At 34.7% G+C, this 15828-nt stretch carries 15 protein-coding genes; 6 read left to right on the top strand and 9 right to left on the bottom strand.

Annotated features, from left to right (window positions below; translation table 11 throughout):
• Nucleotides 1-242: 242 nt before the first annotated feature.
• The 4 genes from AZF04_RS09345 to AZF04_RS09330 form a co-directional block, all read right to left on the bottom strand.
• Nucleotides 243-1823 carry an amidohydrolase gene (locus tag AZF04_RS09345; RefSeq protein WP_061948480.1) on the bottom strand — a complete coding sequence of 527 codons (1581 nt, stop codon included), beginning with the start codon at nucleotides 1821-1823 and terminating at the stop codon, nucleotides 243-245.
• 108 nt (nucleotides 1824-1931) lie between these two features.
• Nucleotides 1932-2135: an alpha/beta-type small acid-soluble spore protein gene (locus AZF04_RS09340; protein WP_045481078.1), complete on the bottom strand. Its 204-nt coding sequence runs from the start codon at nucleotides 2133-2135 to the stop codon at nucleotides 1932-1934.
• 87 nt (nucleotides 2136-2222) lie between these two features.
• Nucleotides 2223-3425, bottom strand: a complete 1203-nt coding sequence (gene thiI / locus AZF04_RS09335) for a tRNA uracil 4-sulfurtransferase ThiI (RefSeq protein ID WP_061948479.1) — start codon at nucleotides 3423-3425, stop codon at nucleotides 2223-2225.
• 39 nt (nucleotides 3426-3464) lie between these two features.
• Nucleotides 3465-4607, bottom strand: coding sequence for a cysteine desulfurase family protein (locus tag AZF04_RS09330; RefSeq protein ID WP_061948478.1), 1143 nt, complete (start codon nucleotides 4605-4607; stop codon nucleotides 3465-3467).
• A gap of 272 nt (nucleotides 4608-4879) precedes the next feature.
• Between AZF04_RS09330 and AZF04_RS09325 the strand changes: the two genes are divergently transcribed.
• From AZF04_RS09325 to AZF04_RS09315, 3 genes are all read left to right on the top strand, one after another.
• A complete protein-coding gene (locus AZF04_RS09325) occupies nucleotides 4880-5731 on the top strand; it encodes an aldo/keto reductase (RefSeq protein ID WP_061948477.1) in 852 nt (283 codons plus the stop codon).
• A 259-nt stretch (nucleotides 5732-5990) separates the two neighbouring features.
• The gene (locus AZF04_RS09320; RefSeq protein WP_061948476.1) at nucleotides 5991-6467 is read left to right on the top strand and encodes an SRPBCC domain-containing protein; all 477 of its coding nucleotides are present in this window, start codon (nucleotides 5991-5993) and stop codon (nucleotides 6465-6467) included.
• Nucleotides 6468-6669: 202 nt separating this feature from the next.
• The gene (locus AZF04_RS09315) at nucleotides 6670-7032 is read left to right on the top strand and encodes a hypothetical protein (RefSeq protein WP_061948475.1); all 363 of its coding nucleotides are present in this window, start codon (nucleotides 6670-6672) and stop codon (nucleotides 7030-7032) included.
• A gap of 187 nt (nucleotides 7033-7219) precedes the next feature.
• On the opposite strand, the gene AZF04_RS22045 is transcribed toward AZF04_RS09315, so the two are convergent.
• Together AZF04_RS22045 and ezrA are read right to left on the bottom strand one after the other, a co-directional pair.
• Nucleotides 7220-7312: a putative holin-like toxin gene (locus tag AZF04_RS22045; protein WP_369691768.1), complete on the bottom strand. Its 93-nt coding sequence runs from the start codon at nucleotides 7310-7312 to the stop codon at nucleotides 7220-7222.
• Nucleotides 7313-7422: 110 nt separating this feature from the next.
• Nucleotides 7423-9123, bottom strand: a complete 1701-nt coding sequence (gene ezrA / locus AZF04_RS09310) for a septation ring formation regulator EzrA (protein WP_061948474.1) — start codon at nucleotides 9121-9123, stop codon at nucleotides 7423-7425.
• A gap of 650 nt (nucleotides 9124-9773) precedes the next feature.
• On the opposite strand from ezrA, the gene hisJ reads away from it, so the two are divergent.
• Nucleotides 9774-10586: a histidinol-phosphatase HisJ gene (hisJ, locus tag AZF04_RS09305; RefSeq protein WP_061948473.1), complete on the top strand. Its 813-nt coding sequence runs from the start codon at nucleotides 9774-9776 to the stop codon at nucleotides 10584-10586.
• A gap of 3 nt (nucleotides 10587-10589) precedes the next feature.
• On the opposite strand, the gene refZ is transcribed toward hisJ, so the two are convergent.
• Entirely contained in the window at nucleotides 10590-11252 is a 663-nt protein-coding gene (gene refZ / locus AZF04_RS09300; protein ID WP_061948472.1) for a forespore capture DNA-binding protein RefZ, read from the bottom strand.
• 211 nt (nucleotides 11253-11463) lie between these two features.
• Between refZ and AZF04_RS09295 the strand changes: the two genes are divergently transcribed.
• Nucleotides 11464-11955, top strand: a complete 492-nt coding sequence (locus tag AZF04_RS09295) for a GAF domain-containing protein (RefSeq protein ID WP_061948471.1) — start codon at nucleotides 11464-11466, stop codon at nucleotides 11953-11955.
• A gap of 72 nt (nucleotides 11956-12027) precedes the next feature.
• On the opposite strand, the gene AZF04_RS20680 is transcribed toward AZF04_RS09295, so the two are convergent.
• The gene (locus tag AZF04_RS20680; RefSeq protein ID WP_235599968.1) at nucleotides 12028-14235 is read right to left on the bottom strand and encodes a sensor domain-containing diguanylate cyclase; all 2208 of its coding nucleotides are present in this window, start codon (nucleotides 14233-14235) and stop codon (nucleotides 12028-12030) included.
• Nucleotides 14236-14670: 435 nt separating this feature from the next.
• Here AZF04_RS20680 and rpsD point away from each other — a divergent pair, with 435 nt between their 5' ends.
• Complete coding sequence (rpsD, locus tag AZF04_RS09285; RefSeq protein ID WP_061948469.1) at nucleotides 14671-15273, top strand: 30S ribosomal protein S4; 603 nt, start codon at nucleotides 14671-14673, stop codon at nucleotides 15271-15273.
• Nucleotides 15274-15399: 126 nt separating this feature from the next.
• On the opposite strand, the gene AZF04_RS09280 is transcribed toward rpsD, so the two are convergent.
• Nucleotides 15400-15780, bottom strand: a complete 381-nt coding sequence (locus AZF04_RS09280; protein WP_061948468.1) for a YkvA family protein — start codon at nucleotides 15778-15780, stop codon at nucleotides 15400-15402.
• Nucleotides 15781-15828 lie beyond the last annotated feature (48 nt).

Here is a 15828-nt window from a genome sequence, read left to right as displayed (position 1 = left end):
AAAGTAGAGCCAATAACAAAGATTCCAGTTAAACGAACTAATTCAAATCATTTTTTAGTACATAACATCTTCGTATATTTTTCTATACCTTAAATGAATTAGAAATAAACATATTTAACTTTTATTTTTGAATAGTTGACCATGCTAATTGACTGACCAAAGCTAAAATGAAAGGAATTTAAGTAATTAACAGATGGGCTATGCATCCAGAACCCTCTTGGAACTAAATTGAACGCATTCGGCTACCTGTGATAAACCACTTTATTATCAATAATAGTATATAAAACATTCGTTTCCAAAATCTCATCAGGGTCTACCGTTAAAATATCTTTCGATAGCACGGTAAAATCTGCCAGATAACCCTCTTTTATTTTTCCTCTTGTTTGCTCTGCACTAATGGCAAATGCACTTCCTGCTGTAAACAATTGAACAGCCTCAAATGCCGTTAAGCGCTCGACTGGATTATATCCTTGGTGACCATCTTCTGGCTTTCTTCTTGTTATAGCTGCGTGTATGCCTAACAAAGGATCGGCCGGTTCTATAGGGGCATCTGATCCTCCTGCACACATAAATCCTTCTTTTAATAAAGTCTTCCAAGCAAAAGAAAGAGGCAATCTTTCCATCCCTAAACGCTCCTGCACCCAAGGAAAATCGGAAGCTACAAATCTTGGTTGAATATCCAAAATAAGCGGGAGATTTTTCATTCTTTCTAGTAAATCTTTTCTTAACACTTGAACATGGATCAAACGGTCTCGTCCATGAAGAGAAGGATGTGCTTCTATCGCATTTAAAGTCATCTCAAGAGCCGCATCACCAATTACATGAGCAGCAATATTTAGGCCTCTTTCGCGTGCATATTTTATTAATTCATTGACCTGTGATTGTTCATGAATCGCTACTCCCGAAGTACTAGGATCATCTGTGTAAGGCTCAGATAATAGAGCCGTTCTTCCCCCTAAAGCACCATCCGTAAAAAACTTCATTGCACCTGTCTCTACATACTTTCTTTTTTGGTTCAAGGAATCATCTTTTAATTGCTCCAGAGCTTTATGATGAACCAATAGATGAGCTCTGAAAGTATGCTCATGGGAATGTTCTATAACCTCTTCAAATACACGTAAGGTTTTTAAAGGGTTTCCATAATAAGAAAGATCCTCTGTATGTCCACCTGTTAAACCTACTCTATGTAAATCCTTAATTGAAGTACGTAATACATTGGATAGCTGTTTTGGGTCCCATTTTGGCATATGCTTTTTGACTAATTCAACGGCTTCATCTAACAATAAACCCGTTGGTTCTCCATCTGCATCCTTTACGATTACACCACCACTTGGATTAGCGGTTTCTTTAGTAATTCCAGCTATATGTAAAGCCTCTGTATTAACCAAAGCAGCGTGTCGACAAATTCTTGATAAATACATCGGTTTATCATTTGATATGGTGTCCAATTCTTCACGGTGGAATATTTTTCGATCAATAAAATTATTTTCATTCCAGCCTTCGCCAATAATCCAGCTAGAATCATCATGAACAGACTTTTGAATTTTTTCTAGCATCGCTTGTGAAGAAAATATTTCAGATAAATCTAAACGAAGTAGCTTTTCACCATGACCAAGCATATGTAAATGACTATCAACAAAACCTGGATAAACATATCCGCCTTTTAAATCTCTTTTTTCAAGAATATCGTCTCGATATCGCTTCTCCAGCTCATCATATAATCCCAATGCTTTGATTTCGCCATTTTCTACAAATACCGCTTCAACCGTTTCTTGTTCTTTTTCCATTGTATAAAAGATGGCATTGTGCCAAAGTGTACCCATTTTCTCAACTCCCAAGCTGATGTACTGATTTTTTATATAGTTTACCTTTATATTGAAATTAAATAAAGAGAGAGTAGTTACCCACTCTCTCTTTTCATCCATTAATTATTATTTTTGATAGCCACCCATTTGTTGTTCAGCCATTTGTACTAAACGTTTAGTGATTTCACCACCAACAGAACCGTTAGCACGAGCTGTTGAATCTGGTCCTAATTGAACTCCAAATTCAGAAGCGATTTCATATTTCATTTGGTCAAGTGCTTGTTGTACACCTGGTACGACAAGTTGGTTAGAGCTATTGTTATTTGCCATATCTCTCACCTCCTTCTGTACTAATAGAATGCACAGGAAGAAGGAAAACATGCAAAATAAAAACTGGTAATTTTTATGGAAACACTTCTAGAACAACTCTTCGCTTTCTATTTGATTCGATTTAGCTGATATAAATAAAGTCTCCGTATTTTCAACAGCTCTCTGTAAATATGGCTCAATTTCTAAAAAGCTTTCGAATTTTTGTGCTTGATCTCTTCTAGGTCTTGTTTTAGAATCTGCTGGTAAAAAAATAGTACAGCAATCTTCAAAAGGCAAAATGGATGTCTCATACGTATTGATTTTTTTTGCAAGTGCGATTACTTCTAATTTATCCATCGTTACTAATGGCCTTATAATAGGTAAATTGGTTACTTCGTTAATCGTATTCATACTGTGTAACGTCTGACTCGCTACTTGTCCAAGACTTTCACCAGTGGCGAGGGCAAGGATTCCATTTTGGTTGGCAATTCTTTCACTAATTCTTAGCATCATTCTTCTCATTAACGTCATTTGGAAATTGCTTGGCGCTTCTTTGTTTAAATACGTTTGAATATCTGTAAAAGGGACTAAATGTAATTTGATACTCGCACCAAATTTGGTTAATGATTTGGCTAAATCTATTACTTTCTGTTTAGCACGTTCATTTGTATAAGGAGGACTATGAAAATGAATAGCTTCTAACTTAGCTCCTCTTTTTAATATTTGATACCCAGCAACAGGACTATCAATCCCACCAGAAAGCATCAGTAAAACCTTACCGCTTGTACCAACAGGCAAACCGCCAGCGCCCGAATAAACCCCTGAAGTAATATACGTTGCCGTTTCACGGACCTCTACAGATATATTAAGACCTGGATTATGGACATCCACCGTTACATCTTCCGTGTTCGCTAAAACAAATCCGCCAATATGATGATTTAACGATTGTGAATCAATTGGGAAAGGCTTATACGCACGTCTCGCTGAGATTTTAAAGGTTTGAACGGGTTCTTCATTTTCTTTTAATAATTGTAGAGCTGCTTTTTTCATTTGCTCTAAGTCATTATTCACTTTAATCGCTAAGCTTAATGAGTGAATACCAAATACAAATTGAAGAGCTTCAACAACATCTTGATATTTTTCGCCATTTAATTCGACGATTATTCGACCAAAAGTTCTTCTTACCTTTATTTCTTCAAATGACTTTAGTGCATAACGAATATTTTGCTGCAATTGTTTTTCAAAAAGATTTCGATTCTTTCCTTTTAGTGCCAATTCGCCGTATCTAACTAATATATGATTATATTCCATTGCTGATATCCTCCGTTTGTTATTCTTTGTTCATGTTCATTAAACTCTCGTCACAGATAAAAAATGAGGAATATATTGTTTTAAATGATTTAGCACCATTTCTACCTCTTCCTCTGTATTATCATAAGAGAAGCTAATTCTGATCGCACTGTTCGCTTTGGTATCATCTAAGCCCATTGCTAATAGAACGCGGCTTGGCTGGGAGATTTTGGACGAACATGCTGAACGGGTTGAAACATAAATTTCTTCTTTGGCTAATGCTTGAATGAGTATTTCAGGTTTAATATTACCTACAGAAAAATTAACAATGTGCGGTGCACTTCCCTCGGACGGTGTATTGATCGTGACATGCTCAATTGCCTTTAAGCCTTCTATTAATAGGTTCTTTAAATGATTTAACTTTAAATTACCTTGAAGCTGTCTTTCCCGTTCTAAACGAAATGCTTTTGTCATGGCCACGATTCCAGCTGTATTTTCCGTTCCGGCTCTAAATTTAAGCTCCTGACTTCCACCATGCAATAATGGAGACAAGCGATGACCTTCTTTGACATATAGCATTCCTGTTCCTTTTAGTCCATGAAATTTGTGGGCAGATATGGTACACATATCAATTCCATATTCATAAACCTTTAAAGGTACTTTTATCGCTCCTTGTACATGATCGACATGGAATCGAATTTGAGGATAGTTTTTTAGGAACTTACCCACTTCTTCTATAGGTTGTATCGAGCCCGTTTCATTGTTTACATGAATAACGGAAACGAGTATCGTATGATCCCTAATCGTTTGTTTTAATTCTTCCACTGAAATTTTGCCTTCATGATTAACCGAAAGATAACTGACTTCATAACCTAATGCTTCTAATTCTTGAAATACCTCATAACTAGAAGCATGCTCAATCATTGTCGTTATAAGGTGACCCTTTTTTCTTTTAGCAAACACAGTCCCTTTTATCGCTAAATTATTTCCTTCTGTGCCACCAGAAGTGAACATAATTTCCTTTGCTTTTACTTGAAACTCTTCCGCCATAAGCTTACGAGATTTTTCCAATAAGTTCTCGGCTTCAAGACCAAGAGTATGAAGTGATGAAGGATTACCAAAAAAATCACTAGCTACCTTTGTATATGATGTCAAAACCTGTTCATGAGGTTTTGTTGTCGCACTATTATCAAAATAAATCATAGTAATAACCCCTTTACTAAATCCGTACAACATTTGTGCATCACTATATGTTAGCATAATATGTTGAAATAACAAGCAGTTCAGCTATAAAATTATTGACTTCTTTTTAACAAAATTATAACTCATATAGTTAAAGTTTTCTCTGCAAAAATAGTTTAATTCTTCCTTTAAAAGGTTACAGTTAATGGATACACCATTTACTAAGGCAGAACATATATACAAAGGTACTTAATGGTATAATTTCCATTAAATCATTGAAAGGAGTGTTACACATGGAAGTAAAAATACCTACTATTAATTTGAATGATGGTCATGTATTACCTGCTGTTGGTTTAGGTACGGTTCAATTAAAGGGTGAAGCAGGTGTTAACTCTTTATTAACAGGCCTAAATGCTGGATATCGTTTGCTTGACTCAGCCTACAATTATGAAAATGAGGGAACGGTTGGTGAAGCAGTAAAGCGTACACACCTTCCACGTGAACAACTCTATATTACTTCAAAATTGCCTGGACGTTATCAAGCGTATTCAAAAGCATTAACGACTGTCGAAGAATCATTGTTTCGAGCTGATTTAGATTATTATGATTTATATCTCATTCATTGGCCCAATCCGATAACGGATCAATACGTTGAAGCTTGGCAAGCTCTTATAGAGGCACAAAAAAGAGGGAATATTCGTTCGATTGGTGTTTGTAACTTCCTTCCTGAGCATTTGGATAGGATTATGAAGGAAACTGGTATAAAGCCTGCTATTAATCAAATTGAGCTCCACCCATTCTTTAATCAGGAAAATCAACGAGAATACCATAAACAGCATAATATTCAAACACAATCTTGGAGCCCTCTTGTTCGTTCAAAAGAAGGTAGTGAACTTTTTGAAAACAAACAGCTTCAGGAGCTAGCTAACAAATACCAAAAATCGCTAGCACAAATCGTTTTGCGCTGGCATTACCAGCTTGATTCTATCGCTATCCCAAAATCAGGAAATGCTAGTCGACAAAAAGAGAATCTTTCCATTTTTAATTTCGAATTACAGGAACAAGAGATGGAGATTATATCTTCCTTAACAAGAGAAAATGGTCGTTTGCATAAGCAAGATCCTGCCACTTATGAAGAGTTTTAATAAAAAAGCTATTATGAAAATAGCTTGAAGAAGTCATTTCTAAAACAACTAGCTGCCATTCCCTAATTGAATAATAAAAACACGAGGCCGATCACTGTTCGGGCTCGTGTTTCACTTTTTAAAACCATACTTTCTAGCTAAAATTCGTTGTTCTTATTCTATTTATACTTACTTCTAATTTTTAAGCAATTATTAAGAAATCAACTATCATTAAAAATGATAAAATAAAGATAAAAATAATGTAGAGGAGGATTTTATTATGAATCATTTATCAACAAACAGGAGAATAGACTCTGCTTCAAGAGTAATACTAGCCCCGCCTCCAACGATTTATCAGGCATTTTTGAAACCAAAATCATTCATATCATGGCTACCGCCTCAAGGAATGACAGGACAGATTGTATCATTTGATCCCCGTGAAGGAGGAGCTTATAAAATGACACTTACCTATGTTGCAGATGCCACATTAGGTAAAACTTCTCATAATACGGATGAAACCCAAGGGTTATTTTTAGAGTTAGTAAAGAATGAGCGTATTGTCATGACTGTACATTTTAATTCAACCGATCCAGCTTTCCAAGGTGAAATGATTCAAAAATGGCTATTAGAAGAAGTATCTGAAGGAACGAAAGTGACGGTTAATTGTTATGATGTACCGACTGGAGTACGTAAAGAAGACCATCTTACAGGCTTACAATCTACTTTAGCAAACCTTGCTTTGTTCACTGAGCAATAAAAAAAACTGAAACGTTTTCCAGTTGTAAAGGTTATCTGATTCAAGAACCTGTTTCATATTTATTTAGTAAAATAATAGGGTGTATAATATTTATATTCAAAAACGAACAGGAAGCCGGAGCATCATACATTTATGCTGTTCTTCATTCAAGCTTCCTGTCATACCCCTTTTCATTTGTAAAGAAAGAGAGGGAAATGTTAAGTTGAAAAAAGCGAGTATTTATTATGATGAAATCGATGGGCACCTTTATCCTCAGTGGATGCTTCTACCAGCAGATTTTACTCATTCATATTGTACCTATACTTTGAACATGCCATATGAAAGGTTCTTTCAAGAGGATTTTCATGAATCCCTTGCATTTATAACCGTCCCTCAAGGCTGTCTTACTAGAAGCTCACAGCAACCTACTCACTATTCTATAGATATAGAACAATTAAAAAAGGATATTTTAAGTCGATATAGTGATTCAAACCAATCATTAGATACGATTCAATATTTCCTCGTTACTATCGATGATTTAGAAGAAATTCTTCAATTTAATGTAAGAAAAATTTTTTCCAACTAATTGGATGGTATAGACAGTTGCAAATTCATGATTATAGCGTATAATTCTAGTAAGGAATCATACATTAAAAAAACCGCTAATGCTGACACATTAGCGGCGTGAAATAGTGAATCCTTTTAGAAGGGTTGGCTAACTAAACAATAAAGAAATAAGCTTCCCTATTTTGAGCCACTAACTCATAGGGGGCTTATTTTTTTCGGTCTAACGATACAATCGCTAAGATTAACATCCCAAAGGAAATCATTAATGTCAACGCTTCCGCTATACTGACCAGAGGCATCACCTCCCTTCAAGAAGGTGTGCCAACCCCAACTATGAGTTATTCACTATTATCCATTCCATTATAACACAGTCGTTTTTTAAGATGGAGGTCGTTTATCCTTCTTTTGATTAGCTTGCTGTGACCTCTTCCTCTTTAACAAATTTATTCTCTACATTCGGATCGTATTTTTTCACTGCAGAAATGGTCACTTCTATCGCTTCTTCGTAATGAAAATCTCTAAAAAGCTTCTCTGCTTCTGTTAATGCCTCATAAATCCCCTCAGATTGACTTCTATAGCGATTACCATATTGAATTAATTTTTCAGCCAATTCCGCTTCATCTATTGTTTCTAATATCGATTCCTCATTATCTTTAACCATTTTAACTGCATCGTTGATTAAAGCATTGACACGCCCCATCTCCAAAGGTACCTGTTCTAATTGAGCAGTGGTCTTTTTGATAATCTCTTCACCCTGCTTTAATTTTTCCATAACATGAACGGGTAAGCCAGGTATATTGCTCTTTCTAATCATACGCTTACTATTAACTAATACCTGTTTAAGCTGAACAATTGTTTCCTTTGCCTTCCATTCATCTTCTCTTAACGTGTCAAGACGAGCTTTAGCTTCTTCCATATTAGTCTTCACTTCTACAATCGAACTTCCCCACTGCTCAAGCATATCTTGGATAGAAGTAAAAGTCTGTTTCTCATTTTCAGTGACATCCACAATCACTTGTAGCTGCTTTGTTAAATCTTGTAGCTTTTTACGGATATTTTCTTGCTTTTTTAACTCATCATCTGTTATGCGATAGCTTAACTGGACATGGTTGGTTTCTGCCATTAACTTTTGTAGCTTATCATCTAGCTGAAGTAGATTTTCCTTTTGGACTGGAATTTGTTCGGTGACTTGCTTTTTGGAATCAACCTCGTCCTCTAGTAAACCATACATCGAGTCAATTTTTTCACTCAATTTAGTCAACTTTTCTTCTAAACCTTCCAATTCAAGCTTTTGAATATCTTTAGTAAAGTTCTCTAGTTCCTTATCGATCACCTGAATTTGATTTTCAAATTCATAGGATTTCAAATAATAACCAGAGTCCTCCATTTCTTGGATACCTAATCGAAGATTCTTACACTCATTTGGAATGGTCACCTGAATTTGAACAAGTAAACTCGGCAATTTCTCTATGTATTCTTGTAATAAAGTTAACTGTGATTGAACTTCTGTTAATAATCCCCTAGCCTTAAGGTAATTTCCTTTGTTGGTCGCTTCATCAAAACTTGAAAAAACCTTTTTAATATTCTCTACCATCGTATCTAAGGATTTGATCGTTTGCCCGAAAGAACCTCTTTTACGTATAAGCTCTTTTTCAAGATTTTCAAACTGAGTAAGAATTTCACCAATTTCATTACGATTTTTCTCTTCACTCTCAACTAACGTTTGAATATCTCCAAGCATCACTTTTAACTGCTCTTCAATACTATTTAGACGATTATTCAGAAGGTCAATTAAATTTTTGGAACGTTTAAAGCGATATTTATTGGCAAATTCCTCTATATTGAACAATTCTTCTTCAATGTCAGGTAAAATAGTACCTACGATTTCATCCCATTCACTTCTCCAAAGTTCAAATCGTTCCTCTGTCTCTCCAGACATATGTAATGTTTTGACCTTTCCAATCTCCTCAGGTATAGCTCGATTTAAAATGTCATTTTTCCAGAGCTCTAACTTATCTACCTCTCGATAAATTTTCTTTCTAAACAACATACCCACAACAAATACGGCGACAATTACTATAATTAAACTATAAAGAATATAGTAAAACATTCAAAGACTCCCTTCTAAAGTACTAGCTATTCATGACTAAAAAGAATGAAAAATGATTCTGATTCTGACAGTAAGTTGAGAAAAGTTTAAAGACTCCCATCCTATATCCTTTCGTATAACACGGAAAACACCCTTAAAATTTCATTCGAAAATTCTTCTATGTGAATCAATTTCATCATTCATATCTTATAATGAAAATCGAACGATTGTTTTTTTAATTTTCACTTTAGGTAGATGCTTTCCCAAGGGCTTGTCTTCAGCTAACTCTGACTACGCAGAGCTTCCTCAGAGTGGATCTTCAAACGGCGCTCATCCTTTTGGAGTCACTACCTACCGTTACAAATCAACAAGTTACTCAACAAACATTCAAGACATTTTTATAAGAATTGTTCGGTTTTATTCACTTATAGAGCCATTATGACATTCACTCATGTATTTTCTATCATCATTGATCAGTTAATTTAATTCAATCACTTTTATCTATATAGAGAACTTTTTCTCCAAAAAAGGCATAAATCCTCTTTAATTCTACAAAAACTTCTTTTTTTATCTTTTATTCTTGTTAATATGATACCATGAAAACAAATATTTGTATGTATTTTACTCATTAAAAAAGCTTCACAATTAGAATGAAAAGGAGTTAAATGAGAATGATTTTATATGATGGTCACCTTCATACCCTCTTTTGTCCACACGGGACAAAAGACCCGTTAGAAGCTTATTGTGAAAGAGCGCTCGAGCTAGGATTAAAGGGAATTACCTTTACAGAGCACGCTCCTTTGCCATCCTCTTTTATTGATCCTGTTCCAAACCAAGATAGTGCAATGGCAAAAGCAGATTTATATCCTTATCTAAATGAAGTCAAAAGAGTCAAAAAGAAGTATAAAAGCCTACTTTCAATTAAAGTTGGATTAGAAGTTGATTTTATTGAAGGTTACGAAGAGGAGACGAAGTTTTTTTTAAATGAGGTAGGACCAGAACTCGATGATAGTATTTTATCTGTTCATTTTTTAAAGCATCAAAATGAGTATATATGTATCGATTATAGCCCTGAGCATTTTGAACGTATGGTTCGTTCTTTAGGCACAGTTGAGCTTGTTCATGATCATTATTATGAGACGATAAAAAAGTCGATTATAACAGATCTTGGTCGTTATAAACCAAAAAGAATTGGCCATATTACGTTAACACAAAAGTTCAAACAAAAATTCCAAGCACAAACCTACCCTTTAAGTGAAAAAGTAAGCGAGCTTTTTCCTCTTATTAAAGAAGAAAAGATGTCTTTAGATTTGAATGGTGCAGGTACTTTAAAACCATTATGTCAAGAGACCTATCCTCCATTGCCAATAATAGAAATAGCTTTTAAAGAAGGAATCCCACTTGTTTACGGTTCTGATGCTCACCAGGTCAAAGCAATGATGGCAGGTAAAGAAGTGATTCCTACCACCATGCTTTCCACATAAATACTACTTTCCTTCAGTAGATACGAGGGGTACCATTATTTTATTTTTTTTCAAGCCTTGCCCCTCCTCTTTACACAAACATTTATTAATCCAATCATTGACTTGCTCAATATATCTTCTCATAAAATATTGCTCTGTTGTAGATAGCTGACATAGCTCTTGTAAATAATGTGGGTACAAATAAGGCATGATAATGAGATTTCGTATGTGAATGGTAAGCAAATCTAATGGTTGCTTCACAAATTCACCTGTTTTCATCCCCTTTTTTAAAATGATTTCAATCTCATGCTTTTCTTTTCTTAAATAAGTGGACATCAATTCTCTTACTAGTGTTGAATCTAAGGTTAACTCTCGGTGAACCACTCTTGCTAAATGATGGTTGACTTGTTGATAAATTAACAATTCCTTTATCAATTGAGCGAGACGTTCTCTTTCATTTTCATATGAAATGCTTTTTTGTGCCTCTACCTTTTGTAAATACCCTTCTAAAAAACGAACCATAAGCTCTTCAAACAAACCTTTTTTTCCACCAAAGTAATAGGAGACAAGTGCGACATTTACTTTTGCTTTTTCTGCAATATGACGGATGGTTGTTCCATCATATCCTTGTACATGAAAAAGAGTCATAGCAGCATCTAGCATTTTTTCCTTTGTCGCTGAGCTCATTTTGATTCCCTCCAATTTTTGACTGCATCTTTTTACAATTTCTTTTTTTATTAGCACTTTCCTTGTAAAAAAGCTCGACATTTCCCAAAAATCTTTCTACAGTAATTGCCTGCTTTCGCCTAAAAATCCTCCATTTTTGAAGTCTAATGACGAATCATGTAAACTAACAAAAAAAGCTTTATTTTGCTTAAAGAGATAGGAGAAGGATAGTATGTTTGAACAATCTCAGTATTCTGGAACTTTAGAGGAGCAATATCGGCTCCTTCATAAACAATTAGATGCTCTTTTAACAGGGGAAGAGGATTTAATCTCACACCTTGCGAATGCAAGTGCGTTATTGAATCAATTTTTGAAGGATATAAATTGGGTAGGTTTCTATTTAATCAAAAAGGAACAGTTAGTACTTGGACCATTTCAAGGACTGCCTGCATGTGTGAGAATCCCATTTGGGAGAGGTGTTTGTGGCACAGCTATAGAGAAAAATCAAACGTTAGTGGTAGAGGATGTCCATCAATTCCCTGGACATATTGCTTGTGATGCGGCTTCCCGCTCAGAAATCGTCATCCCTATTCGTAAAAACGGTGAGTTAATCGGTGTACTCGATATCGATAGTCCTATTACAAATCGTTTCCATGCTGAGGAAGCAAGTCTATTAGAAAATTTCGTAAAAATATTAGAGAAGCATTTAGATAGCGCCTCATAAATAAAAAACGATGGAGGCAATAACCTCCATCGTTTTCACTATTTAACCATAAAATTCGTAATGAGCCTTTGACTAGGAAATAACTTGATTTTTCCCACCATTTTTTGCGACATATAATGCTTTGTCTGCTTGGTCAACAAGTGTTTTGACTCCTATTTGATCGATATTCCTCGCTTCCCAGTGCGCGACACCACAGGAAACCGTCACTTTCGGCTCTGTGTGCAAAGCAACAGACTCAACAATCCTTTGTGCAATAAGATGACCTGCCTCTTTATCAATTCTAGGTAAATAGATGGCTAATTCCTCTCCACCCCATCTAGCCACAATATCATGAGCTCTTGTTTTATCCTTCATTAATTGCGCAACCTGCTTTAAAATATCATCTCCAACCTGATGTCCAAAGGTGTCATTAATATTTTTAAAATTATCAATATCTAATAAAAGAAAAGTACCTTTCATATCATTAGCTAAAGATTGTTCGATCTGACCATCTAAATAACTCCTTGTATATAGACCTGTCAAATGATCGGTAATGACTAAGCGCTCTAATTCTTCATGCATGATAGAATTAGAAAAGGCTAAGGTACAGTGATGAATTAAGGAGCGTAACAATTTAAAATTATCAAAGCTAAAATGAAAAGGCTTCTTATGCATGACAATAAAAATACCCTTTAACTCCTTCATCCTTTTCATAGGGATAGCTAATATAGATTGGTAATCAAAGCTTTCAAAGCCTCTCTCTTTTCGACTGTCCCCAAGATATACCGCTTCCTGCTCTTCTATCACTTTCTTAATTAATCGATCGATATATTCATTAATTCCTTGTTTTTCGAAATAGGTTGTACTTCCTTTAATAAGTGTAGCCTGATTGTCATTCATCATCAAAATACCGACTTCTTCAGCATGAAATGAATCAACAATTTGAGAAATAATAAAATGAACCGTATCTGACATCTTTAAGTTTGAGTTTATTTCCTGAGACATTTCATTTATCAATTGCAAATCGTGTATTAACCTTTGTGATTGCTGATAAAGCTCTGTATTTTCGAATGCATTTCCACCTATATCTGCTAATAGCTCTATAAAAGAAAGCTCACTTTTAGTAAAGAATTGCTGCTGCAGAGACGAGATTTCTAATACTCCATAAATTCCCTGTCTACCTCTTAAAGGCACATATACGGATTTTTTATTATGTTTTTCATTTACATCAATTTCGATTGTCCCTGTTAAATAAACTTTTTCAACGGTTTTGTTCTCTTCATTATCACGGTAGTTGAGTAAATAAATATTCATACTTTCATCGCCTTGCCATTCATGAGAAAGCATAACCTTTACTGAAAAACCAGGAAAAACATCTTTAATTACTTCAATTATGTCATTAAGGACCTCTCCAATATTCATAGAGGAATGCAGCTTTTTGGTTACCTGTAAAAGAAGGTCTTGATTTCGTGAATGATATTGAGCCTTTTCGAGTTCGTAACCTTGAATAAATAGTTCAATCATGTCATTCGAATGTTTTTCAATTTTTCTCAAAAAGGATTGGTCTCTAGTAAAAGAAGGACTGCTCCCAAATAAAAGATAACCGTAAAAAGCTGAATCTTTTTTTAACGCTATTGCTAAAAAATGCTGAAATGAGCCAACATTTTTTATAATCGTATAAAAAACACGCGAATTCTTTTGTTTAATAGTAGTAATAGGCACAAAATCTGTGTTCTGAAAAACCTCATTTGTAGTAGCTGTAATCATGAGATCTGTTCCTACTTTTTCAAGGATCGTTACACTAACGGTTTGATAATAGGTATTTTTAACAACGTCTACTAAACCATCTGCTAAAGACGTCCAATCTATCCGATAATTGGTTTGCTTTAAAATTTTTGTAGTTGCTTCTTCTAAAAAAGATTCATGTTGTGAGGTAATAAGTACTTCATCAGTAAGAGATTTTAATACGGTTTGTTTTTCAAAAGTATTCCAAAGCTGCTCTGGAAAGACAATACATAAGGTTGAAAGCTCCCCCTCATATAAAATCTCTTTTACCATATATTCAAATGTCCCATCTAAAGAGATGGAATCCTTCTTTTTTTCTAAGTCGATGCATTTATTTTGTATAGTGAGTTTTATTTCAGGACTTATACCACGGTCATATGAAATTTTAAGTGTTGAATCTTGAATTAGTAAGATTGCCATCGATGGAGTAAGTGGTATATGTAAAAGAAGCTGGTTAACCACCTTTACAAAAGTTTGATATTCACTACTTGTGACTCCTTCATGTGCATGTATCATTCCATTCAAAAAATCTCACCACCCATTCATTTTTATTAAAAGAATCCCATTAGGTATAAATAAGGTTTAAAGTAACCTTTCTCGTCTTATTACCTATATTCAAATAAAAGTAGTAGGTCTTTTTTCACTATTATAAAGCATTTACTAAAAATATACTACCATTTCATTGGCTTTTTTCTACTAAATAATCATTTAATAAACTTTCATACTTCCATTAGAGATTGACTTCATCCAAAAAAACAGATACAATGGAATTTGTGTGAAATATGACAGCTTAAGTGTTTGTTTATAAGGTTGATTTTGTTCCTCTCTATTGAGGTGTATCACGTAACTTCATGCTGTCGAAGCGAAGGTACATGAAGACAAAATCATTTATAAGTAAAAAACTTTCTGTTGTTATTTTGCAACATCAAAATAACAAGGAGGAGTCAAATTATGGCTCGATATACAGGTCCATCTTGGAAACTATCTCGTCGTTTAGGAATCTCTTTAAGCGGCACTGGTAAAGAATTATCAAAACGTCCGTATGCTCCAGGGCAACACGGTCCAAACCAACGTAAGAAGCTATCAGAATATGGTGTTCAGCTTCAAGAAAAACAAAAACTACGTCACATGTACGGTGTGAATGAGCGTCAATTCCGTCGCATTTTTAATGATGCTGGTAAAATGACTGGAATTCATGGTGAAAACTTCATGATTCTTTTAGAATCTCGTTTAGATAACCTTGTTTACCGTTTAGGTCTTGCACGTACTCGTCGTGCTGCTCGTCAATTAGTAAACCACGGTCACATTACCGTTGATGGAGGTCGCGTTGACATTCCTTCATATCGTGTAAAACCAGGCCAAACTATTTCTGTACGTGAAAAATCACGCAACTTAGATGTTGTTAAAGAAGCTTTAGAAGTGAACAACTTTGTTCCTGCTTATGTTTCTTTCGATGCTGATAAGCTTGAAGGTTCTTACACTCGTTACCCTGAGCGCTCAGAACTTCCTGCAGAAATTACTGAAGCTCTTATCGTTGAGTTCTACTCACGTTAATAAAATTGGATTGATTTTAAGAAACATAAAAGCCTTGAAAATGTTGTTCAATCAACGTTTCAAGGCTTTTTCTTTTCACTAATATCCTCTAAAATGAACAGAATAGCTACTCCACAATCTGGTCAATTAATTGAATAACTGGTAAACCTTTAGAATAACCCATAACATAATGATGCTCCATAACATAATGATGAGTGAACCTACTATCCAGTTTTTTGGCTTGCCATTTTTCATCATTTCTTCTGCTTTAACTTCGCATTCTAGTATTACTTCATTAGGTATCATCTTTATTGCAAACATTATTCCTATTGGTACGATAATAATATCATCCAAATAACCAATGATTGGTATAAAGTCAGGTATCAAATCAATTGGACTAAAGGCATACGCTACGACACAAGCTGTAAATAATTTAGCATACCAAGGTACCCTTTCATCTTTATTCGCTAAGTAAAGGACAAAAATTTGTTGTTTTAAATTTTTTGCCCAAGCCTTTATTTTCCCCATAAAACTTTCTCCCCATATAAAATTCAATACTTTATCTTTATATTTAAT

The sequence above is a fragment of the Alkalihalobacillus trypoxylicola genome (assembly GCF_001590785.1).
GTDB lineage: Bacteria > Bacillota > Bacilli > Bacillales > Bacillaceae_D > Alkalihalobacillus > Alkalihalobacillus trypoxylicola.
The sequence above is the reverse complement of the archived record's forward strand: the minus strand, read 5'-3'. Positions and strand labels throughout refer to the sequence as shown.